Here is a 22991-nt window from a genome sequence, read left to right on the forward strand (position 1 = left end):
TCCCGATCCCGACCGCCGAGCCCGAGCCCACGCTCGCGGTCGAGCCCGAGCCCACGCCCACGCCCACGCTCGAGCCCGAGATCGCGGAGGACCTCATCGACGCGGACGACTTCGCCGACATCGAGGCTCTCGACGAATTCGATGACCTCGCCGAGATCGACGAGATCGCCGACATCGAGGATCTCGCGGTGGCGGCCGAGTTCGTGGAGCCAAGCGATCATGCCGAGCCAGCGACCGACGAGCCCGACCAGGCCCCTGTCGAGGCCGCCCACGACCAGCTGGCCGAGTCCGACGCGCAGCCCGATCCCGAGTTCGCCGAGCTCGACGATGTCGAGCTCGATCTCGAGGGCGACGAGCTCGACGACGTCGAGCTCGACGACATCGAGCTCGAGTGAGCCCGTGGTCTGGTTTGACCCACACAGGCGTCCGCAAGTGGGCCAAGAACGGGGCCCAAAGCTGAAGACAGTGAGCGCCTCGCCGCCGTGTTATGACTGCGGCGAGCAGCGCTGGCGTCGGCCAGCCCGTACCACCAAGACCATGCTCGAGAACACGCCGAATATCGCCCCTGCGGAACGACGAGGTCCCCCATGAGCGTCTGGACCGACGGCAAGATCGACGTCGTGGTTGGTCCCACGGGTCTCACCGTGCACCGCAGCGGGGACGTGCAGCTGGTCCTCGCAACCGAGCAGCTCGGGGGCCCGCTCCCACCAAAGAAGGGCAAGCTCGCGTTCGCGCGCGTGCGCCCGCTCGCCGTTGGAACGGGATCTGGCTCGGGATCTGGCTCGGGACCTGGGCTGACCACCGCGTTCACGATCAGCGCAGATCGCAAGCTGGTCCGCACCGCGCTCGGGCCCAAGCGCAGCAGCGTCAAGTTGCCGTGGGACATCAGCGCGCTGGCGTCGGCCGACGGCCAGCGGGTGTTCGCGGCCTACGTGACCGGCACCAAGGCCCGCGCGCTCACCTCGATCGTGCTCGGTGTTCCCCCCGCCGATCCCAAGGGCAAGTGGGAGCACGAGTACGAGAGCGACAAGCCACAGAAGGTCGAGTGGCCCGACGAGCTGCTGTGGGAGAAGGCCCCGTGGAGTCGCAAGACCCGCTGGACGACCGATCCCGACCTGCTCGTGGTCGACGCCAACACCCACGCGTACACGGTCTACGACACGGCCAGCGCGGTCGTTGGGGTCCTCCGGCGCCCGAGCCCCCAGCAGGCCCCCGAGGGCTTCGCGTGCGTGCTGCGAGCGCCACAAGAAAAAGGTACGAGCATGGCCGCGACCGCGACCGCGCGCGGCGTGCTGGTCGCGATCTGCAAGCCCGACGCGAGCGCGGTGATCTGCGAGTTCAGCGACGACGGCAAGCTGCTCGCGCACCGCAGCTTCGAAGCCAAGAAGATCGGCCCGATCACCGTGGCGGGCCCCAACGTGTTCGCGCTGTTCGAGGATCGCAAGCTGGTCGTGCTCGACCACGAGCTCACCCCCCACACCGAGCTCGAGCTGTCGCCGGGGCTGGGCGCGTCGCAGGTCCACCTGCGCCCGACCGCCGACGGCTCGGCGTTCTTGCTCGCGACCGCCGACAAGATCCTGCGCGGCACCGCCAAGTCGGCCCGCGCGTGGTCGATCAGCGAATTCGATCTGTCGGGGGTCCCCGCGCCCGGCGACGAGCACAAGGCCGAGATCCCCGAGGCCGAGGTCGAGGCCCCCGCCGAGCCGACCGGCGCCGACGGCAAGCCGGTCGACACGGGCTCGCGGATCATCACCCAGGCGCCGCGCCTGAGCCTCAACCCCAACCAGCCCAACGACGCGTGGGCGTTCACCACCGCCGGACCATTCGAGATCGCGCTCAACGCCGTCAGCGTCGGCGGCCCGGCCGAGACCGGGCTCTACGTCGAGATCTACGGTGACGCCCTCGACAAGGGCCTGATCGAGCCCGAGTCGCTCGCGATCGAGGGCGAGAACGAGGGCCAGACCAAGTTCGAGCGCAACGGCAAGCGCTTCCTCGCCCGGCTCCCCGAGTTTCGCGTCCCCGCGGGCATCGAGCCAAACAAGGACAAGAAGGTCAAACCCAAGGAGCGGTTCTTCGAGAACCCGCAGGACACCTTCTTGACGATCCGCCTGGCCGGCAAGGCCAGCAAGGACGGCGCGGGCGATCTGGCCTATGTGCGGGTCGGGTTCGAAGGCACCGAAGAGGGCTCGCTGATGCGCGGCCGGCCCGTCACGGTCGGTCCCAACATCGTCTACCCGCCGCCAAAACCACCCGAGCCCGAGCCCGAGCCACCGCCTCCCGAAACAACTGGTTCATGACCCCACAGGCGCGCTGCACTCGCCGCGCTTGCAGGCGCCTGTCGTTAGCCGTTGAAGCGCATGGCCTCGGCGCGGGGGATCTCGGCCCCGCCCAGGTAGAACTTCGGCAGCTTGCTCAGCAGCAATTGGACGCGCCGACGCAGCGGCAGCTCGCGGAATTCGTCGAAGCTGAACCGCTGCTCGCCCTCGCCGTCGCCAAACACGACCTCGTCAAAAGTGGGCGACTCCAGAAATCCCGCGCCGCTGCGCTTGGGTATGGTGGGTTGAGTTGCAGCCATCATTCGTTCAATACCTCCGACTTTGTTGAACCGACGATCGTCAAGACCTCGCCAACGAGATCGGGCGGCACGCTCAACGCCACCAGCGTGGCCTCGAGGTGGCCCGCGATGGCCCTGAAGTGCTGCACGGCGAGCCCGCGGCTGATCAGCCGGGCATGAGCCGCGCGCATGTCCTGTCCCGTGTAGTCGTGGGGCCCGCCGAAGGCCATCGTCATGAACGCGATCTGCTTGTTGATCTGCTTGTCCATGTCGAGGTCGTCGAAGAAGTGCTTGAGCGACTCATCGGCCATGATGCGGTCGTAAAACATGCCGACTGTCGCCGTGATTGCTGCTTCACCGCCGATGCGCTCGTAGAGAGTTGACTCAGTCACGTCGTTTGGCCTCGCCCCCCACAGTACGCCCACTCACGTCGCGAACCAAGCCTATAATTGCCGCCAGCGGGGTGGCACTCTGCGCAAATGGACGCGCGTGGACGGTGCGCTGCGTGCCCAAACGATCACGATCTGCCCAAAATGTCATGAGTCAGGCCGGGGCAGCAATGGAGTGGTGGGTCCATTGGCCAATTTGGGACACCCGCGCACTGTATGTAGTCATTTCACCACTCCACGCATCGCCCCTGACGATGGGTGGGGTGACTCGGGATCAGCGCGGCCGCGCCCGCACCCACCCGCGCCGCTCGTCGATCGGCTCGAACTCGAACTCGACCGGCAAGAAGCGCGCGATCACCTGTGCGTTGGTCCGAGCATGCAGCGTGGGCGTGGTGCTGACGAACGACGACGCCTGGCCGTCGGCGGCGGCGGCGAGGGCCATGGGGATCAGCAGCTGGTCGGCGAGGTGCTCACCAACCGGGACGTCGGCGTCCAGCCAGGCCTGAAGCTGCGCGCAGGCGCGCTCGGCCACCAGCTCCGCGAGCAGGCCCTTCTCTCCGAACCCAGTGGCGACCTCGGCCCCCGCCTCGGCCTTCACGATCAAGCACAGCGCGTTGCCCGGCCCGCGCCCGTCGAGCTCGATCGCGTGGCACTGCTCGGGCGACCAATTCAAGTCGCGCTGGACCACCGCGAGCTCGCGGTGCGCGATGTGGTTGGGCAGGTTCGCGACGAACGCGAGCGCCTCACAGCTGAGGATCTCGCCGCGCCCGTGCAGCTCGACCGGCGCGGGCGGGTAGCCGCCCTCGAGCTCGACCACGAACCGCCCGCCGCCGGCCGGATAGAACCCCGCCTGCTCGAGGGTGGCGGCGATGTCCAGGCCCAGCCGCCGCATGTGCGGCAAGAACACCCGCTGCAAGAACTCGAAGGGCGGCGCCATCGGGTTGTGGGTGCCGCCCTCGAAGCTGATCACCGAGCGACCCGGCGTCGCCAGCAACGGCCACAGCACGGTCTGGCAGACCAAGGTCGCGCTGCCAGCCGTGCCGACCTTGAACGAGCGGTCGCCGTGGGTGATCGGACCCGGCGTGAACTCGAGCTCCAGCGAGCGGACCTCGTCGCCGCGGACCGTCGCCCCGCACACCTCGGACACGGCGCGGACCGCCGCGAGGTGCTGACGCATCAGCCCAGGCTGCCTGCGACGGCTGCGAATGTTGGTAATCCGCAGCGGCACCCCGGTGACCGCCGACAGCGCCAGCGAGGTCCGCAGAACCTGGCCCCCACCTTCACCCTGGGACCCGTCGATGACGATCGTCTCGCTGCTCATTCGCCCGTCGCTCCTTCACCCTTCACGTAGACGTCGAACCAGTCCAAGAACCGGTTGGCGAAGTCGAGCCCGTGCACGTTCTCGCTGATCCCGTGGCCCTCGCGCGGGTACATGACCAGCTGCGTGGTCACGCCCAGGTGCGCGAGGCCGCGGTACAGCTCGAGCGACTGCCCCGTGGGCACCCGCGTGTCCGCCTGGCCGTGGACGATCAGCGCCGCGGTCTTCGACTGCTTGATGTGGGCCAGCGGCGAGCGCTCCCACGCGAGGGTCATGTCGTCCCACGGCCACAGCTTCCAGTGCACGAGCGAGTTCTCGTGCTCGATCTCCGTGGTCCCGGTAAACGAAATCCAGTTGGTGATCGCCGCGGCGATCATCGCGGCCTTGAAGCGATCGCTGTACACGGTCGCCGCGAGCCCCGAGAAGTAGCCGCCGTAGCTCCACCCGCCCATGCCGACCCGCTCCGCGTCGACCATGCCGAGCTCGACGAGGTGATCGATGCCCGCGAGCACGTCGGTGAATTCCTTGCCGCCCAGGTCTTGGTGGTCGGCGATCGCAAACGCGGTCCCCCGCCCGGCGCTGCCCCGGTAGTTGGGCATGAACACGACGTAGCCGCGGCCCGCGAACAGCTGCGCGGGGTAAGTCGCCCGGGTGGTCCAGCCGTCGAGCGAGACGCCCTCGGGCCCGCCGTGGGGGAGCACCGCCAGCGGGTAGCGCTGGCCTGGCTGGAAGTCGACGGGCTTGATGACCACACCCTCGAGCTCGAGCCCGTCCTCGGCCTTCCACTGCACGACCTCTTGCGCGCCGAGCTTGCGGGTCAGCAGGCTGGGATTGACCACCGTGGTCCGGGTCAGTCGGCGGGTGCTGAGCTTGCCCGCGAACACCTCGCGCGGATGCGAGCTGGTGTCGCCCACGCACGCCAGCACGCCGTCCTTGGCCCAGCTCCGCGAGCTCGCGGACTTGCCCGCCCGATAGCTGAGCTCGTGGCAGATCGGCCCCGCGTCGATCAACGCCTGGGGCGCACCGCCAGCGACCGCGACCGCGCTGATCGTGGTGGCAGTGCCCTGCTCGGCCAGCAACAACACCGTCCCCGCGTCGGCCCAGTCGAGCCAGCTGCCGGTCGCCTCGACGCCGGCCGTGAGCGCCCGCGCCTCACCGCCGCCGCTTGGGACCACGTAGACGATCCCCGCGGTCGAGTCATGAATGTCGGCCGCGCCCAGGAACGCCAGCTGCGAGCCATCGGGCGACCACGCCATGTGACCGAGCTTGCCCGCGGTCTTGGTCAGCGACTTCAGCTCGGCGCCCGCGCTGCCCAGCTTGGCCTCGAGCGTGTAGAGCGACGAGTACATCATCGTGTGATCGGTGCTCGCCTGCTCGCTGGCCCGGACCGCCAGCCGCGAGCTGTCGGGCGCCCAGCAAAAGTCGATCACGTGCTCGCGGCTGGTCACCAGCTCGCGCGACTCGCCCGTGCTCAGATCCACCGCGAACAGTCGGGTCTTGGTGCCGCCGTCTTCGTTCACGACCCAGTCGCGGCCGGCCTCGTGCGCGGCGGTCTCCGCGTCGCGGGCGCGGGCGGTCGAGTACGCGACCTGCTTGCCGTCGGGCGACCACTCGAACGCCCCGATCGAGCTGGTCGCCGCGAACAGCGGCTCGGCCTCGCCGCCGTCGATCGAGAGCACGTAGACCTGGGTGTGGGCGTCGCCGGGCCGCTTGGACAAGAACGCGAGGCGCTGGCCGTCGGGCGACCAGCGCGGCGACCACGAGCTGTGCCCGGTCGGCGAGAACCGGCGCGGCTCGAGCTTGCCCGCCGCGTCGACCAGCCAGATCTGACTGACCGCGCGGCCCGGCTCCGCGAGCGCGCTGGGGACCCGCAGCACGTGGGCGATCAGCTTGGCATCAGGCGACAGCTCGACGTCGCTGACCTCCCGCATGAGCACGATGTCCTCGGCGGTCAGCGCGTCGGTGCGCGGCGCGGCCTCGGCCTGCGTGACCCACGAGACGGTCGTGGGCTCGACAGTGTGGGCGCACGCGGACAACAGCGCGAACAGGAGCAGCGGGGCCGAGCGCTTCGACATGCCGCGGAGCATACAGATCGGGCGTACGCGCGACCAGCAGCCGGCGATCTCCCAGCGCCCGTGTTCAGCGCAGCTGCAAGTCCGGGCGGACGCCGTAGCGCGCGAGCGTGGCGAGCCCGTGCGCGCCCAGCTGATCCGCGCGAGCGCGGGCGCGGCCAGCCAGCGCGCGGGCCAGCTCGAGCTCGATGATCGCCGCGTAGACCTCCGCGCCGTGCGGACCCTGGGTCAGCGCCAGCGCGGCCTCGAGCTGCTCGATCGCCGCGTCGGGCTGGCCCTCGTCGAGCGCGAGGCGCCCGAGCTCGAGCCGAACCGCCCACGCGAACGGATGCGCGCTGGCGTCCTTGCGAGTCAGGGCCGCGAGCGCGAGCGTGAGCTGCTCACGGGCTTCATCAAAGTCGCCCATCTCACGCAGGATCTCGGCCAGCTGCGTGCGCGCCCGGGCGACGTCAGCGCTATCGGGGCCGAGCACGCTGGCGCTGAACTCGACGAGCTCGCGGGCGTGGGCATGCGCGGCCGCGAGATCACCGTCATGCAATTCGAGCATCGCCAGGGTCGACAGCGGCCCGATCCGACGGACCTCGGCCGGCTCGGCCTCGGCCAGCCCGAGCGCGGCCTGGGCTGCATAGTTGCGCGCGAGCTCATACTCGCCGAGCCACCAGGTGACCTCGGCCAGCTCGGCCTGCGCGGCCATGCGCCGTGAGTCGTGGGCGTCGTAGCTGCCCTCGTAGACCGCCGCCGCGTGGGCAAAGTGGTCCCGCGCGTCGCCGTGTCGGCCGAGCAACATCAGCAGCGTGGCCAGGTTGCGCTCGGTCGTGGCGTAGTCGGGGTGCTCGCGGCCGAGCTTGGCCGCGGTCAGCTCGAGGCTCCGCTGGGTGTGGCGGAGGGCCTCGGGGAATTCCCCCGTCACCGACCGCATCGCGCCCAGGTTTTGGTGGCACATGCTCACGTGCGGGTGGTCCGAGCCGTAGAGCCGCTCGAGATTGATCAGCGCCGCCTCGAGCAGCGCGATCGCGCCAGCGTGATCGCCCCGGCGAAACTCGACCGCGCTGAGGTTCAGGCGAGTCTTGGCGATCAGCGGGTGGTGCGAACCATAGGCGTTGGTCCACAGCTCGATCGCCCGGCGGTACTCGGCCGCGCCGCGAGCAAAGTCGCGACCGGAGCTGACCATGATGTTGCCGTAGTTCACGTGGATCTGGCTGCGCAGCCCCGCCGAGCGATCCGGCAGGGTCTCGACCAGCGCGCTCGCGGCGTCGAGCTCGGCCACGGCCTCGTCCCAGTGCTGCTGCCGCTCGTGCATGACCGACGCGTTCAGGTGGACCCGCGCCGCCAGCTCGGGCGTGCGGGCCGGATCGATCCGGGTCTCCAGCAACTCGCGGATCCCCAGGGCCCGCGCAAAGTCCCCGCGCGCGGTGTGGGTCAGGACCAGGTCGATGAGGATCATGCTCTCGAGCTCGCGCGCGTCGAGCTGCGCCGCCTGGGTCAGCGCGGCCATGCTCGCGTCGCGAGCCTCGTCGGGCCGCCCGAGCTCACGCAGCAGGTGGCCGCGCTCCCGCTGCGCCCGCGCGAGACCCTTGTGATCGTCGAGCCGCGTCGCCCGATCGATCGCTTGCTCGGCGGCCTCGAGCCCTGCGTCATAGCGCCCAAACTCACCGAGCACCCGGGCCCGCGCCAGCGCATCCTCGACGCTGAGCAGCGCGATCCGACGATCATCCTCGAGCACGCCCGCGAGCCCATACTGATCGCGCTGGGTCTCGACGCGGCAGCCGTGCGGGTCCTCGAGCGCGAGCACCGAGTCGCGCGCGCGCGCAACCAGCTCGGGGTCGGCCGCGAGCAGCGTCTCGCTGAGTCCGGCGATGCTGCGCAGCCGACGATCGAGGCACAGCAGCTGCTCGCTCATGATCTCGACCGGCACCTCCGCGTCGATCAGGGTCGCGCGACACACCTGCTCGCGGACCGCCGACCACTCGGCGATCTGCCGATCGAGCCCGAGCGCGACCTGCTCGAAGGTCTCGCCCGCGAACCCGACCCCGGTCGCCTCGAACGCAGCCTCGACCGCGGCCCGGCGCTGGGGATCCCACACGCCCTCGAACTCCCCCGCTGGCAGCGCGCAGGGATCAATCGCAGCCTGGTCGGAGGCCCGCGCGAGCCCAAACCCCGCGGCCAGCAGGCCCGCGACCAACGCGACCCCCGCGACCCACCGACGGCGACGCAGGCGAGGATCATCGAGCAGCACGTCGAGCAGCTGCTCCATGGTCTCGAACCGATGCTTGGGATCAAACGACAACCCGCGCTCGAGCGCGGCGTGCACGTGGACCAGGCGGATCGACGCGGGCGCGAGCTTGGGGACGCCGTCGCGCTTGGCCGCGAGCAAGCCCGCCGCGTCGTCGCCCAGGAACGGACGCTGGCAATAGAGCGCCTCCCACAGCGACACGCAAAACGCGTACTGATCCGCCCGGCTGTCGGCCGGCTCGCCCAGGTGCTGCTCGGGGGCCATGTACGCGGGCGTCCCCGCCACCCGGGTTCGCCCCGTCCCACCCGCGCGCGCCCGCAGCTGCCGACCGACGCGGGCCAGCCCAAAGTCGAGCACGCGGACCCGGCCGTCGGCCCCGAACATCACGTTGCCTGGCTTGAAGTCGAGATGAACCAGGTCGCGCGCGTGCGCAGCCCCGAGCCCGCGCCCGGCCTCGACGAACACGCGCAGCAGCTCGCTGAGCTCGTGCTGATCGCCCCCGCCCAGCCACTCGGCCAGGGTCGGCCCGGACAGGTGCTCCATCACGATGAACACCCCCGCGACCGCTCGCAGGGCGTCGTTGGTGTCGCTCTTCACCAGCCCCACGTCATGGATCGCAACGACGTTGGGATGCGAGAGCTGAGCCAGGAGTTGGGCCTCGGACAAGAGCTCGTCCCGGGTCGCGTCGAGCTCGCTCTTGGCCCGCTCGCGCCCGTAGACCAGCTTGATCGCGACCCGGCGATCGAGCTGCGGATCGTAGGCCGTCCACACCGTGCCGAACGCCCCGCGCCCCAGCCGATCCAGCAGCACGTAGCGGCCCAGCCGATCGATCGTCTCGAGGACCGAGTCCGCGAGGCCGCCGCTCGCCGACAGCGAAGCCTCAGCCCCCACGCTGCTGACGACTTTTGTCTGCAAGTCGGCGGTGCTCATCGGGAGGTCAACTGTAGACCCCGACAGGCTTCCCGCAATTCTCAGATCGCGGTCGCGCGGATCCCCGCCTCAGGGGCTGACGTGGGACGTTTGGCCCTCGAGCATGTTCGCGACCCAGTCGACCATGCGGATCCCGTTGACGTTGTTGAGGTAGTAGCTCAGGAAGCTGATCGAGGTGTGCGAGGTGCCGCCCTGCAAGTACGTGCCCCAGTTGTCGTGACCGGAGAGCTCGGCGCGGAGCGAGTACACGCCGGCTTTGAAGTACGGCCCCTTCATCGGCAGCTCGATGATCCCAGGCGGGCACTGCTGGCCGCCCTGATCTTGCACGCCGTAGCCAAAGAAGGTCCGGATCACCAGATCCTGCTCCGACGTGATCAAGCCCAGGGTCTGATCCGCGTGCTTGTCGGCCAGGTAGTGGGCCAGCTGGTAGACCCCACCGCCGTCGTCGGAGAAGCACTCCGCGCAGTCGGCTGGCAGCGTGGCGTCGAGGTTGAACAGGTCGCGCCAGGTCTGTTGCAAGCACGGAACGAGATAGGGATCCGTCAGCGGTGGCCCCGAGTCATCGATGAGGGTGACCTTGCTCCCACCAAAGGCGTCGGCGATCCGATCATAGTTGAACGCCGCCCCGAACCCGCCTGCGCTGATCCCCGTGACCAACACGTGCGAGGTGCCTTCAAACGTGGGCACAATTCGATCGAGAAATTCATGCACGTTGGAGTAACCAACGAACTGCTGAGGAGCCCCGAACGCGAACCCCGGCACCGAGGTGTTCGGCGCGGCGCCAGCGTGGACGTCACCCGTGCAGTACGGCACATAGATGAAGTTCCAGTCACGGACCGGATTGTCGGCGTTGGTGGTGCTGAACAGCCCGCCTTGCAGCACCGTGTTCTGCCAGATCAGGTCGAAGGTCAGCTGATCGAAGTTGGCGAAGCTCGCGTAAAACAGCCCACAGGTGGCCTCGTTGAAGCAGCCGCCGCCACCCTCGAAGAAGATGACCAGCTCGTCGGAGATGCCATAGCGCACGCCGATCCCCGCCGGGCTTCCATCGATGCACTTCGCGCCCGGGACGTCGACCCAATTCCACTCGCCCGGCGGCGCCTCCGGCAGCGGATCGCCCGTGTAGAGCGGTGGTTCGGGCTCCTCTGGGAGATCGACGGGGGTGCCCGAGTCGCTCTCGGCCGTGTCGCTCTCGCCAGGGTCGCCATCGCCAGAGTCGCTCTCCGACGGCGGCGCGCCAGATTCCTCGCCGGCCGTCTCCGCGCCACCCGTCGCACCCGAGGCCGCATCAGAGGCCGCATCAGAGGCCGCATCAGAACCGCCGGGATCGCCCCCGCATGCGCCCAACAGCCCGATCATGAGCACGCAACTGTGTTTCGCAACGCGAACCGAAGTCATCACCTCAACATAACAAATTCCTCTGTGGCCGTAACCACCATTCGACTGAAAATCAGAACCGCAAGCTCGCTCCGCCGCTCAACCCTCGCATCCCCACAAACGCCCCATCAAAGTAGATCGCCGCCCGGTCCCCGATCGCCAGATTGAACCCAGCCGCGACCGACACATGATAAAGGTCTCCGCCAATTACGCGCTGATCACCCTGCCTCCAAAACACCGGCCCGCCAAACCCCCGCACCGCCACATACGGGCTCCACGCGTCGCCAAGCGTCCATCCCACGCTCACGTCACCTTTGACATCCAGTGCATGTAATCCAACGCGCTCCCCGTCGGACTCGCGCTGGGTCGCCGCAGACGATCCGCTCACGGTTCCGACCACCAACAAATATGGGAGCTCGGGTTTTGTACCAAAGTACCGACGGGCCACCGTCAGCGACCACACGACCCCGGGCCGGATCTCCCAGCTGTCGGCCGGCGCCCCTCGAAGCCCGTTCACGCGCCCGCCCATGTGGGGCCCGACCGCAGCCCCGAGCACCAGGCCGCGCTCGAGCGCGCCGACCAAGCTCAGCGTGTACGCGGACTGGCGAAACCGATAGCGACCGGCGTCGATGAACACCAGCCGGGTGTCCGAGAAGCCGTAGCTGACGCCGAGCGCAAATGGCCTGCGCTTGGTCTCGGTCGGGGTCGCCATGCAGCCAGTCGGACCGACCGGCGCGCTCACGCCTCAGGCCGTGGCCAGGCGCGGAGCGGCGAAGGTCACGGTGCCGAACAGCAGAGCCAAGAGCCAAGGGCGAGCGCGCATGGGTGGTAGCGTAGCGGATCGCGCAGCTGCTCGCTGGCTTGCAGGCTACGCTAGCGATCGTGCTGGCCAACGGCGCCGCAGGGTGGCTCTCCATCAACTCGCTGGCGCGGGTTGGTTCGGCGCGGCGTGTGCGAGTTGTCCGACAACCACCAGCGGGTCCGGGTCGCCTCGGCCGATCGCCCACTCGCTCGCGTCGTGCATCGGCGAAGCGTGGCTCGCGGGTTCCTTCGGCGGGGATCGGCGCGCGGCATGAACCCTCGTCCCGCGCACGCGGCAAATCATGACAGCCAGTGACATTGGGGCGAAACGCTTCACGTGCGACAATCACCTGCATTGAGAGATCACCAAATGAGACTCGGATTGTTATTTTCAGAGCGTCGACCCCGACGACGCTGTCGCTGGCGCCGTCGATTCCCAAGCCCAGCATACGCACCTTACATTCATGCGATCACGTCGCGGTGATGTATGATGCACTCGCGATCGCTCGTGCTAATGCGATCCGCAGCGCCCCCTTCCGTCCAACGAGGTAGCACCGTGTACGAGATCAAGACCGACACCGCCGAGCACATCATCGAGTTCTTCCTCGCGGGCCTGGTTCGACACGCCGAGATCGATCAATTTGTGACCGAGCTCGAGCGCGCCACCCGAGCCTTTGCGGGGAGTGAGATCAAGATCAAGGCCGACCTGCGGGCGTTCTCCCCCGCTTCGCAAGACGTCGCCAACAAGATCAAGGCCGTGCAGGAGTTCGGCCTGCGCCACGGCGTCACCCGGGTCGCCGAGATCGTCGAGAGCGACATCGTCGCGCTGCAGCTCAACCGCGTCGCCCGTGAGAGCGGCACCCACTCGATCCTGCGTCGGTTCTGGGAGGACGAGTCCGCGCTCGCCTGGCTCGTGCACGGGGATCGCAAGCGGGTCGCGTCCTGACGGCTACTTGCGTCCGCGCAGCACCGCCAACAGCGGCACGCCGCCAAACAACAGGCGAAACGCCCACGCCGACTCGTCGAGCGCGAATCCGTCTGGCGTGCCGGCCCTCGGGACCAGATCCCGCGGGGAATCGAGCTCCCAGCCAGCCCGCTCGAGCCGCCCCGCCCAGGTCCGGCTGAGTTCGTGTCGCTCGCTGCGACCGGTGCCGTCGTGACCGATCACGTTGCGGACCTCGGGGGCAAAGAACTCGGTCCACACCAACCGCGCTTCGGCGGCCTCGAGGGTCGCGTCGAGGCAAGCGGCGACGCTGCGATAGTGCCGATAGGCGTACAGCAGGCGCAGCGGCAGGTGATCGTCGACGTGGTCGCTGTCGGGCTCGGTCAACACCACCGTCTGCGCCCCGAGCTCGTGCAGCAGCGCCAGCACCCCCTCGCGGTCGAGCTCACCTGGCCCGCTGGGGACCACGTGGTGGACCGCGAACGCGGCGTTGGCCAGGACCCGCCCGCGCATCGGTGGAAAGTCGTCGAGCCGCAGCTGCTCGGCCCGCTTGGCGACCGCGGTGAACGTGGCCTCGACGCCGAGCTCGGCCGCGGTGTCCAGCACCTGGCGGCCCGCGAGCTCGAGCGCCCCGCGCTCGGACTGCTGATCCGAGTCCGGCTCGACGCCGACCACGTGCAGCCGACTGATCTGGCGGCGCGCGACCGGGTTGCGCAGCAGCGCCCGGAGCTGGCCGCCGCGACCGATCCCGACGTCGATCAACGTGACCTCGGATCCATCTGGTAGGCCGTGCAGCAGCGCCTTGTTGGCCGCCGCGTAGGCGAACGGGATCAGCGGGGTCCGCAGCCGCAGCAGCTCGAACGCCCGCAGCTGCGCGCCGGGTGGCCGGGCGCCGAGATACAGGTTGCCGCCGCTGCTGCTCACGCTGCGGCAGCGGCCGAGGATCGTCTCGGCGAAGGTTCGGACCGCGATGGCTCCGTGCGCGTCGCCCTCGTCGGGCATCGCGCGGATCAGCGACTCCGCGACCGCCGTCGCGGCTGGGATCTCCGTGGCGTCGAGATGCCCACAGGCGCGCCACAACGACGCGACGCGGCCGAGCTCGAGCGCGGACAGGCCCGCGAAGAAGTCGACCGCCGGGATGTCATCCGCGACGCCGCCGAGCTCCTCGGCGAAGGACTCGAGCACGCCAACCGACTGACCATCCTCGATCGCCACCACCCGAGTTTATTGCGCGTTCGCCCGGCCCGGCGCAACGGGTGACGACGTTCGCGGGTGACCCAGCCGCGCGCCGGCATCGCCAGCTGCCACGGCGGCGTCCGGGCGGGGCGCGTGATAGCGTCGTGTATGTCCGCCCAGACCCTCCGCCGAGGCTTTCACGTCGCCGCCGCGTTCAACATCTTGGGCATGCTGCTGTTCAGCCGCGGCCTGACCAACGACCTGCTCGGCGAGCTCGATCCGGCTGTGTTTGGGCTCCCGGGGATCGTGTTGATCTGCGTGTGGGGTCTGGCCTACCTCGCGCTCGCCGACAGCTTCGCCGCCGCGCCCAAGGTCGCGCTGGTGTTCGGGGTCGAGAAGCTGGTCTACGTCGGCAACTGGGTGTGCTGGCTGCTCGTTCACGGCGGCGAGCTGGGCAGCGTGTGGGCACGGGATCCGATGACCGCGCTGTTCTACGCCAGCTACGGGCTCGTGGATGCAGCGTTCGCGCTGTTCTTTGTCTACGTGTGGGCCCGCGCTCGTCCATGACAGAGCGGCGATCGGTCTGTGGGAGTCCCAAAACGAGGTAATCTCTGCGGGCATGGACGTCTCAGGCAAGCTCGTCGTCATCACCGGTGCCAGCCAGGGCATGGGTGCCAGCACTTCGTTGGCGCTGGGGAGCCAGGGGGCGCGTGTGATCTTGGTCGCCCGCACCGAGGCGAAGCTGCAGGCGATCGCGGATCAGATCACCGCGGCGGGCGGCGAGGCGCACGTGCGGCCGTGCGACCTCTCGGATCCCGCGAGCGTGACGGCGCTGGGCGAGGACGTGGTCCGCTCGCTCGGGGTCCCCGATGTGATCATCAACAACGCGGGCGCCGGGCGCTGGTTGGCGGTCGACGAGACGCCGCTCGAGGAGGCCGTGCAGATGATGCAGGCGCCCTACTTCGCGGCGTTCTTTGTCACGCGTGTGTTCTTGCCGGCGATGATCGAGCGTCGCAGCGGGTTGATCGTCAACGTGCAGTCGCCCATGAGCCGGGTGGTGGCGGGCGGGTGTACGGGCTATGCCGCGTGCCGCTGGGCGCTGCGTGGGTTCAACGAGGGGTTGCGCGCCGATCTGCGTGGGACTGGCGTCAAGGTGACCGAGGTGATGTTTGGCGAGGTCACGTCGGATTATTGGGAGAATAACCCGGGCGCGAAGGAGCGGTTGCCTGGGATTGCCAATGTACTGATCCCGACGATGACGACGCAGCAGGTCGGCGCTGCGATGATCAAGGCGATCCGGGCGGAGCGGCGGGTATTCATGCGGCCGTTCATGCTGACGGTGACCGTGGGCCTGCTGTGGATGTTTCCTGGCGTGGTTCGGTGGCTCACGGTCAGTACCGGGTGGCAGCGCGGTGGTGGGTGAGTTGAGCGGTAGGCGTGCGCTTGCCGGACGGTTGCTGGGTTGGCGGCAGGCTCGAGCGGGCCCGCGGAGGCCGCAACCCGGTCAGGAGCCGCAAACACACGCTTCTGGAGCGACGAGCTCTACACGCGTATGATCGGCAGCACGCTCCACGCGAGCCCCCGCCATGCCCGAAGCACCCTGGATCGACTCGAAGGTGTGGCACAAGACCGCCGTGGTGGTCCCTGGGCGACGGCTCTTAGTGCTCCTCCCACCGAGGCTGGCGGCGGTGCGACCGACAGAGGTCACGCTACCCCCGACGGGGCAGACAACGGTCAGGGCCCGCTTCGATCCGCCCCTCTCCTTCAGCGCGCTGTGCTTTTCGGAGCTCGTGCTCGAGGCCCAGGTGTCCTGGACGCACTTCGACCGCTCGTCGTTCGCGTCCCATCGCTATTGGGTCATGAGCGGCGTCCTCGCGGCGCCTGGGCGGGTCCGGCTCCCATCGCGGCTGGGGCGAGCGCACGCCGCCGCGAAGCCCGTTGGCTTCACGGCGTGGGGCGCCGCGAACCGGTTCACCCCGAGCCGCGACTTCTCATGGCGGGGGCTGCCCTTCGCCGCCGACCACGGCGTCCAACTCAGCCGCGATCGCGGCGTGCTGGCCGGGTCCATATCGATCGGCGGAGTCGAGCTCGAGCGCGGGACCACTGTGGATTCCGATCCCGACGACGGCTCGGTACTGGAAGCGAGGCTCGCGCGGCCCATGATCGTATACGGCCACGACGTCCCGGAGGATGCCCTCGTCGTGGTCCATCGCGGCGTCTCTCCCCGCGCCGTCACCGTCATCACACCGACCGGATGCTCGGTCATTCAACCCGACGGAACGCGAGGCTGAATGACGGTCGAGAGCGGTGGTCCTGACGCCGCCCCTCACGCGAGCTGTGGCTGCTGCCGGGCTTCTTCCTGTTGGCGACCGCCCGAGCGAGTACGCGGGAGCGTCGAGGTCACTCGTTGGTGTGGTCCAGTACACCTGATCGTGTAGCATCGAAGTGATTCGAGCCGCGCAACGAAACCGATCATTCGCCCTCTCGCATCGCGCAATTCGCTATGTTTGAGGGTGTGGAAAGACCAGACATTCAGCCAATATCGTACTCCTCACGTTGACATGACGCTCGGCCTCGGGTGCGAGTCGATCAATCCCGGGTGAGCAGCCTGAGGGATCGCGGCACGGCGCGTGCTAGCGTCCGCGCCCATGAGCAACATAGACCAGACGGTCCCGGCCCCAACGATCGACGAGCTGACCGCGCGCGCGTGCGCCATCGAGGGTGCGTGGCTCGCCGAGCAGGACCTGGACGAAGACCTTCCCGAGGCCGGCCTCGTGCTCGACGCCTGGTTCCGCACCGAGTACTTCGCGGCGGCGGACATCTCCGCGCAGGTCGAGCACGCCGTGCTCGCGGAGGGTGCCGCGGGGACGGCCGCCATCGCCGTCCACGTCGAGGTCTTCGATCACGACGACGTCTGGACGATCACGCTCCTCTTCGCGCAAGACGCCACCCGTGCCGTCCTCGTCGGCGTGCCGTCGGAGCCCCTCGAGATGGGGCCGCTCGAGGCGCTCCTCGGGACCTCGCAAGCGCTCCCTTTCTCGCTCTACGACGATGACTTCGTCCTCGGGCACGGCTGACGCCGAAGCGTCGACCTTCGGCCTCGCCCACCGATCCTCGGTCCACACGGATCCGAGCGCGGACCGACCCAGCACGGGCGGTGGTCGGAGCAGACCCCGGCGGTCGCCATCGCGGCAGTCGTGCTCCGCCCCAGCAGCGCACTCCAGTCGGGCCCCCCAAACTAAGCTCGAGGCCCGTCAGCCCGCGAGAGGCTCAGCATCAACAGCAGCGTCCCGATCACCAACGCAGTGTCGGCCAGATTGAAGCTCGGCCAGCTGCCGCCCCACGGGTAGTTGAGCCGAATAAAGTCGACGACACCGTGATCCCCGAGCGCGTCAACGCGAAACAGCCGGTCGTACAGGTTCCCCAGCGCGCCACCGCTGACCAGGCCGAGCGCGAGCATGCGCAGGCGATCCACGCCGGGGCTGCGCAGCGCGATGAAGGCGGTCAGGCCGACCACCAAGATCGTGATCGGCAAGAACATCATCGGATACTGAACCTCGCGAACCACGCTGAACGCAGTGCCGCGGTTGAACGCAAAGCTCAACTCCAGCGTGGATCCCAGCAATGCAACGCTGTCTCCGCGCGGACGCAGCTGGGTCCAGACCCAGTGCTTGCTGGCGAGATCCGCGCCCAGGGTAGCCAGCAGCGTGAGCGCAGCGAGCATCCATGAAATTCGAGGACCGGTTTCCGACCTGTGATCAGAGCTCATTGCTGTTTTTTTAGCATGGTGCTAGAAAAACTGCACACGGATATTTTCGCGTCACAGGCCTGGCTGCGCCAGCACTTGCTGCTTCGCCCCATGATGCTAGAAAACCCGCACCAAGCATGGCACCGCGCAAGCCCAAGCTGCAGCACCTGTCACGCCGCGAGGGGCAGATCATGGACATCGTGTACCGCCGCGGTCGCGTGACGGTCCAGGAGGTGCTCGATGACCTCCCAGATCCACCCAGCTACTCGGCCGTGCGCGCGCTGGTCCGGGTGCTAGAGGACAAGGGCCTGCTCGCGCACACCCAAGATGGTCCACGCTACGTGTATGAGCCCACGGTGACGCACGCACGTGCGGCTCACTCCGCGCTGGCGCACCTGGTAAAGACCTTCTTTCGCGGCTCGACCACGGAGGCTGTGGCAAGCCTGCTCGAGCTCGAGGGCGACGAGCTCTCGCGCGATGATCTGGACGCGCTGAGCGAAATGATCGAGCGGGCACGCGGAGGCGAGGGATGACCAGCTGGCTCGGCTGGCTCGGCATGCTGCAAGTGGTCGCGGCCGCGGTGCTGGGAGTCGCGTGGATCACAGATCGCATGATCGGCGCGCGAGCGACCGCAGCCCAGCGCCGGAGCATGTGGGCGTTGGCGAGCTTGATCGTGCTGAGTCTGCCGCTCGCGCGTCTGGCCGTGCCGGCCCCAACCCCAAGGGTCCCGCTCGTGATCGCGTGGGTGGGCGTGGGGGTCTGGGCCGCAGGCGCGAGCGTATTGTTGCTGCGCTGGGCTCGGGGTCTGGCGAGCACGCGCGAGCTGATCGCCCGCGCGACGCCGATCCACTCGGGCCCGTGGCACCGCAGCCTGTCCGCCGCCAACACCCCGCTCGCGGTCACGCTCGCCCACGCGCAGGGCCTGCCCTCCCCCATGCTGGTGGGCTGCCTGCGACCGATGATCCTGATCCCGACCGAGCTCGCCCACGCGCCCGCGTCCGAGCGGCGAGCGGTGCTGTCCCACGAGCTCGCCCACCTCGCGCGGGCTGACAACCTGATCCTGCAGCTCGCGGTGCTGGCCCGCGCGATCTACTGGGTGACGCCGCTGGCGTGGTGGGGTCTGGGACGGCTGACCGCGGAGGCCGAAAACGCTGCCGACGACGCGGTGCTCGAGGCCGGCGTCCCACCCACGAGCTACGCGGCGCAGCTGGTCGCGCTCGCGCGGGCGCAACTGGATCGAGCCGGGCGCGTGGGCGCTGGTCAGCTGCGTGGGCGGGTGGAGGCGATCCTCGACGTAGATCGGCGCCGGGGCGTGCTCGCCGGTCAGCGGCCACGCCTGGCGTTCGCCCACTTGCTCGGCGTCGCGGTGCTGCTGGCCTCGCTGACGAGCGCATGCGAGGCGCGCTCGGATCATCGCGCGAGCAGCGACGCGCCGCTCGTGCGCTCGCGTTGATCGCCCAGGTCGGCTGGAAGCGAGCATAGTGGAGCCCGTGACACTCGAAGACGACCTGGCCGAGGTCCGCAAGGCGATCAAGAAAGACCACGAGTACGCGGCCGCCGACGCGATCACACGGCTCGGGACCTCGCGCGACGACGCCGCCCTCGAGATGCTGCTAAACGCGTTCGAGTGGGCCCGCATGCGGTCCTGCGAGCCTGCCAAGACCGCGCTCGTCGCCAGCCCGCACCCGGACGTCTCGGTGCGCATCGAGGCGTCGCTGCTCGAGCTCCCGGACAGCGAGCTTGGACAGGGACTCGAGGAGCTGTGCCTGCTCGACCAGTACCGTGTCTCGGGCTACGCCGCCGCGATGCTCCGCCGCTTCGGCGCGAACGGGGGCAAGCTCCGCCGGCTCGAGCTCCCGGGTTGCTTTGGCAACCTCGCGCCGAACACCTGGAACTTTGACGGGGGCATGGATCTCCCGTCGCTGCGCGAGGTCGTGCTCGACGGGGCCGCCACGGGCGACTTCTTCGCCACGCTCGCCCACGCGTGGTTCCTCCCCCAGCTCACGGAGCTGTCGCTCGCGTCCACCTACGTGTTTGCCGACCGCCTCGATCCGCTGCTATCGGTCGACCCGCTGGCGCTCGAGCGGCTCTCGCTGCGCGACTGCGAGGGCCTGCGCGCTGAGCTGTTCGAGAAGGTGGCCACGTCGGCGCTCGTGCGCAACGTGAAGTGGCTTGACGTCGGCGGCCGGACCGACCTCCGGGGCGACACAATCAACCGCGTTAGCTCCCAAATCACGGACGCGATGCGGGCCGCCGGCTGGCCACGCTGAGATCGTGCGCCCGCTAGGGCTGTTCCCGCCCGTCGTCCGCAGGCTCACCGTCAGCACCGGGCGGCGACACGGCGCGCTCGACGTCCCGCTTGGCCCGACGCTTGGCCCGGCGGTCGGCCTGACGGCGCTCGACCTTCCGCCGAATCACATACAGCGAGGGCACCAAGACCAGCGTGATCGTCGTCGCAAAGATCAACCCATACCCGAGCGCCAGCGACATCGGTGACAGCAGCGCGTCGCGGCCCCCCAGGCCGTACGCGGTCGGCATCACCCCGGCGACCGTGGTCAGCGTGGTCAGCAGCACCGGCCGCAGACGCTCGGTCGCGATAGTGGCGACATCTTCGATCAGCTCGCCCAGCCCGCCGTCCCCCGCCCCAGTCTGATTGAGCGAGGTCACCATCACGATCGAGTCATTGACGACCACGCCCGACAGACCCGTGATCCCGAGCAGCGCAAACAGCGAGATCGGAATCTGATGCGCAGCGTAAGCCCAGACCACGCCGATCAACCCGAGCGGCACGGCCGAGACCACGAACATCGCCTGGGTCAGCGAGCCGGTCAGCAGCATCACGACCATCACGATCCCGACCAGCGCCAGCACGAACACGGTCGGCATCTCGCCCAGGGTCTCGCCGGTCTTGGTCGCCTCGCCGCCGATCCGCACCCGCAGCTGCGGCTCGAGCTCGTCGTAGCGCGGCAGCAGCTCGGCCTCGATCGTCTTGGCCAGCGAGGTCGCGGTCTCGCCAGACCCCGGCACGATGCCCGAGGTCAGGGTCGTCGTGCGCACGCCATCGCGGTGCAGGTAGCTGGCGAGCGCGTCGACCTCGATCGGCTCGACGAAATTGCGCAGCGCGTGCAGGCGGCCGTCCTCGCCCCGGACCGGGGTCGAGAGCAGCAGGTCGAGGTCGGCACGCGCGGCCGGATCAAAGCGCACGCGGATCGCCACGCGCTCGTCGAGGTCGCGCAGCTCGGTCACGGGGATCCCAAAGAACGCGGCCTTGACCGTGCGCGAGATGGTCTCGACGTCGACCTGCTCGAGCGCCATGCGGCGGTAGTCGAGGCGCAGATCGACCTGCCGGATCCCCGGCCGCTGATCACTCTCGAGGTCGACGACCGCGGACAGCCCCTGCAAGTAGGCCCGGACTTCGTTGCTGACCCGCCGTCGCAGCCCGTCGTCGTTGCTCGACACGTGGATCTCGACGGGCCGACCCATCGGCGGGCCGATCCGCGCGGCCTCGTAGACGACCTCGAGCTCGTCGGATACGTGCAGCTCTTGCTTGACCCGGGCGATCCAGGCGTTGGCCGAGTGCTCGCGCTCGTTGCTCAGGTACACCGTCACGAAGCCCTCGTGATCGGCGACGCCGCGGGCCCGCTCGGTCCGCCGGACCTCCTGGTGCCCCACCCGCGCCGTGATCCCGTCGAGGTCGTCACCCACGATCGCGGGCAGCTGCTGCTCGAGCCCGCGGATCAGCGCCTCGGTCCGCTCGATCGGGGTGCCCAGCGGCGCCGTCACGCGCAGGTAGAACGACTCGGCGTCGTCCTGCGGGAACATCGTGACCGGCATCGAGGTGCGCAGGTACTGCACGGTGCCCACGAACAAGCTCGCGAACACCAGGACCACGAGGCCACCGTACGGCAGCAGCTTGCGCAGCGCGGCCGTGTACACGCGCTCGAGCGCCTTGATGAACCGAGCCTTGGGCTTGGCGAGCGCGCGGGTGCGGTCCCCGTGCCCCACGATGTGACTGGGCAGAATGAAGAAGCACTCGAACAGCGAGACCGCGAGGGTCAAGATCACGATCGTCGGGATCGCCCACGAAAATTTACCCGGGATCCCGCCCAGCAAGAACAACGGCGAGAACGCGAGGATCGTGGTCAGCGACGAGCCGATCACGGGCACCGACATCTCCTCGGTGCCCTTGATCGCGGCCTCCTCGGGGTCGACCCCGGCCTCGAGATGAAACGCGATCCGCTCGGCGATGATGATCGCGTCGTCGACCACAATCCCGATCACCAGCACGAAGCCAGCGAGCGAGACCATGTTGATCGAGATGTTCAGCGCCGGGATCAGGGCCGCGACCCCGAGCAGCGCGAACGGCAGCCCAAACGCGACCCAGAACGCGATCCGAAACGACAAGAACAGCAGCAAGACCGCGAGGACCAGGACCACGCCGCCGATCCCGTTGGTGATCACCACGTCGAGGCGGTTGCGGGTCAGGCGAGAGACATCGTTGAAGGTGTGGACCTCGACCCCGGCCGGGAGCGGGAAGTCTTCGAGCAGCGCGTAGACGTCGTCGACGGTGTCGAGGATGTCGGCGCTCTCGCGCTTGCGCACGATCAGGCTGAAGCTGGTCTCACCGTTGGCGTGCACGCGCAGGCCGGTGTCTTCGCGGGTCTCGCGGATCTGGGCGACGTCGCGGATCCGCAGCGCGCCGCCGTTGGCCCCGCGAAACCGCAGGATCGTGTCACCGATCTCGGCGGCGTCGCGGTACTCCCCCGACATCACCACCTGTCGCTGCAGCGGATACGCGGTCATCCGCCCGCCCGTGCTCTTGACGTTGCGACGCGAGAGCGCGGCCATGACCTCGTCGAGGGTGACCTGCTGGGCCCGGGCGCGGACGGGGTCGAGCAACACCTCGATCTCGGGATCACCGATCCCGACCTCCTCGACCTTGCCGACCCCGTCGATCTCTTCGATCCGGGGGCGGAGCAGCTCGACCGCCTCGAGCGTGGCCGCGGTCGGGCCGGTCAGCGAGACCTCGAGCACCGCGGCCTTGGCCGGGTTGAAGCGCGCGAGCATGGGCGGCGCCTCGAGCTCGGCCGGGAAGTCCTGGATCGCGTCGATCGCCTTTTGCAGATCACGCTCGACGGCCTCGACCTCGCGCGACGAGAGGTCCTCGTAGAGGTCCACGGTCACGACCGAGAGCCCGTCCTGCGAGACCGAGGTGTACTCTTCGACCCCGTCGACCTCGCGGATCGCCTCTTCGATCGGATCGGTGATCTTCGACTCGACGTCGTCGGGCGCGGCGCCGGCCAGGACCGTGGTGATCGCAACCGAGTTGATCGTGATCGCCGGAAACCCCTCGCGCTGGCTGCGACTGACGACCAGCAGCCCGACCGCGAGCACCGCGATCGTGATCATGTGGACCAGCAGCGGCCGCGACAGGAAAAACCGGATCACGCGGA

The 22991-nt window shown here is 68.9% G+C and carries 19 protein-coding genes and 1 pseudogene; 10 read left to right on the plus strand and 10 right to left on the minus strand.

Annotated elements, in window-relative coordinates; all coding sequences use genetic code 11:
- Together ENSA7_RS43535 and ENSA7_RS11755 are read left to right on the plus strand one after the other, a co-directional pair.
- Positions 1–395 (plus strand): annotated as a pseudogene (locus tag ENSA7_RS43535) (hypothetical protein); the annotation flags it as partial.
- A gap of 192 nt (positions 396–587) precedes the next feature.
- Positions 588–2297 carry a hypothetical protein gene (locus ENSA7_RS11755; protein ID WP_106089352.1) on the plus strand — a complete coding sequence of 570 codons (1710 nt, stop codon included), beginning with the start codon at positions 588–590 and terminating at the stop codon, positions 2295–2297.
- 44 nt (positions 2298–2341) lie between these two features.
- Here ENSA7_RS11755 and ENSA7_RS11760 read toward each other — a convergent pair whose 3' ends face one another.
- The 7 genes from ENSA7_RS11760 to ENSA7_RS11790 form a co-directional block, all read right to left on the minus strand.
- Positions 2342–2575: a hypothetical protein gene (locus ENSA7_RS11760; protein WP_106089353.1), complete on the minus strand. Its 234-nt coding sequence runs from the start codon at positions 2573–2575 to the stop codon at positions 2342–2344.
- Positions 2575–2946, minus strand: a complete 372-nt coding sequence (locus tag ENSA7_RS11765; protein ID WP_219907950.1) for a group I truncated hemoglobin — start codon at positions 2944–2946, stop codon at positions 2575–2577. The genes ENSA7_RS11760 and ENSA7_RS11765 overlap by 1 nt, the downstream gene beginning before the upstream one ends.
- A 271-nt stretch (positions 2947–3217) precedes the next feature.
- Entirely contained in the window at positions 3218–4264 is a 1047-nt protein-coding gene (gene rtcA, locus ENSA7_RS11770) for an RNA 3'-terminal phosphate cyclase (RefSeq protein ID WP_106089354.1), read from the minus strand.
- Entirely contained in the window at positions 4261–6336 is a 2076-nt protein-coding gene (locus ENSA7_RS11775) for a S9 family peptidase (protein ID WP_181233655.1), read from the minus strand. The genes rtcA and ENSA7_RS11775 overlap by 4 nt, the downstream gene beginning before the upstream one ends.
- 64 nt (positions 6337–6400) lie before the next feature.
- Entirely contained in the window at positions 6401–9496 is a 3096-nt protein-coding gene (locus ENSA7_RS11780) for a serine/threonine-protein kinase (RefSeq protein WP_106089356.1), read from the minus strand.
- Positions 9497–9565: 69 nt separating this feature from the next.
- Complete coding sequence (locus tag ENSA7_RS11785; RefSeq protein WP_181233656.1) at positions 9566–10852, minus strand: pectin acetylesterase-family hydrolase; 1287 nt, start codon at positions 10850–10852, stop codon at positions 9566–9568.
- Positions 10853–10943: 91 nt separating this feature from the next.
- A complete protein-coding gene (locus ENSA7_RS11790; RefSeq protein ID WP_146157597.1) occupies positions 10944–11612 on the minus strand; it encodes a hypothetical protein in 669 nt (222 codons plus the stop codon).
- 615 nt (positions 11613–12227) lie between these two features.
- On the opposite strand from ENSA7_RS11790, the gene ENSA7_RS11795 reads away from it, so the two are divergent.
- Positions 12228–12617, plus strand: coding sequence for a type 1 periplasmic-binding domain-containing protein (locus ENSA7_RS11795; RefSeq protein WP_181233657.1), 390 nt, complete (start codon positions 12228–12230; stop codon positions 12615–12617).
- A 3-nt stretch (positions 12618–12620) separates the two neighbouring features.
- On the opposite strand, the gene ENSA7_RS11800 is transcribed toward ENSA7_RS11795, so the two are convergent.
- Positions 12621–13829 (minus strand): GRAS family protein, encoded by a 1209-nt coding sequence (locus ENSA7_RS11800; protein ID WP_146157598.1) that lies wholly within the window; start codon positions 13827–13829, stop codon positions 12621–12623.
- Positions 13830–13958: 129 nt separating this feature from the next.
- Here ENSA7_RS11800 and ENSA7_RS11805 point away from each other — a divergent pair, with 129 nt between their 5' ends.
- The 4 genes from ENSA7_RS11805 to ENSA7_RS11820 all read left to right on the plus strand — a co-directional run bounded on the left by ENSA7_RS11805 (position 13959) and on the right by ENSA7_RS11820 (position 16867).
- Positions 13959–14357, plus strand: a complete 399-nt coding sequence (locus ENSA7_RS11805; RefSeq protein WP_146157599.1) for a hypothetical protein — start codon at positions 13959–13961, stop codon at positions 14355–14357.
- A 52-nt stretch (positions 14358–14409) separates the two neighbouring features.
- Entirely contained in the window at positions 14410–15213 is an 804-nt protein-coding gene (locus ENSA7_RS11810) for an SDR family NAD(P)-dependent oxidoreductase (RefSeq protein WP_181233658.1), read from the plus strand.
- 163 nt (positions 15214–15376) lie between these two features.
- Positions 15377–16081, plus strand: a complete 705-nt coding sequence (locus ENSA7_RS11815; protein ID WP_106089362.1) for a hypothetical protein — start codon at positions 15377–15379, stop codon at positions 16079–16081.
- Between the two features lie 357 nt (positions 16082–16438).
- Positions 16439–16867, plus strand: a complete 429-nt coding sequence (locus ENSA7_RS11820; RefSeq protein ID WP_106089363.1) for a hypothetical protein — start codon at positions 16439–16441, stop codon at positions 16865–16867.
- Between the two features lie 161 nt (positions 16868–17028).
- On the opposite strand, the gene lspA is transcribed toward ENSA7_RS11820, so the two are convergent.
- Complete coding sequence (gene lspA, locus ENSA7_RS11825) at positions 17029–17514, minus strand: signal peptidase II (RefSeq protein WP_181233659.1); 486 nt, start codon at positions 17512–17514, stop codon at positions 17029–17031.
- 161 nt (positions 17515–17675) lie between these two features.
- Between lspA and ENSA7_RS11830 the strand changes: the two genes are divergently transcribed.
- The 3 genes from ENSA7_RS11830 to ENSA7_RS11840 are packed head-to-tail and all read left to right on the plus strand — an operon-like array spanning position 17676 to position 19808.
- Positions 17676–18071 (plus strand): BlaI/MecI/CopY family transcriptional regulator, encoded by a 396-nt coding sequence (locus ENSA7_RS11830; protein ID WP_106089365.1) that lies wholly within the window; start codon positions 17676–17678, stop codon positions 18069–18071.
- Positions 18068–18991, plus strand: a complete 924-nt coding sequence (locus tag ENSA7_RS11835) for a M56 family metallopeptidase (protein ID WP_106089366.1) — start codon at positions 18068–18070, stop codon at positions 18989–18991. Before ENSA7_RS11830 ends, ENSA7_RS11835 begins: the two co-directional genes overlap by 4 nt.
- 37 nt (positions 18992–19028) lie before the next feature.
- Positions 19029–19808: a hypothetical protein gene (locus ENSA7_RS11840; RefSeq protein ID WP_146157600.1), complete on the plus strand. Its 780-nt coding sequence runs from the start codon at positions 19029–19031 to the stop codon at positions 19806–19808.
- Between the two features lie 13 nt (positions 19809–19821).
- Here the strand turns inward: ENSA7_RS11840 and ENSA7_RS11845 are convergent, their stop codons facing one another.
- On the minus strand, positions 19822–22986 hold the full coding sequence (locus ENSA7_RS11845) for an efflux RND transporter permease subunit (protein ID WP_106089368.1): 3165 nt from the start codon (positions 22984–22986) through the stop codon (positions 19822–19824).
- Positions 22987–22991 lie beyond the last annotated feature (5 nt).

The organism is Enhygromyxa salina (assembly GCF_002994635.1).
In the GTDB taxonomy this organism is placed as follows: Bacteria; Myxococcota_A; Polyangia; order Nannocystales; family Nannocystaceae; genus Plesiocystis; species Plesiocystis salina_B.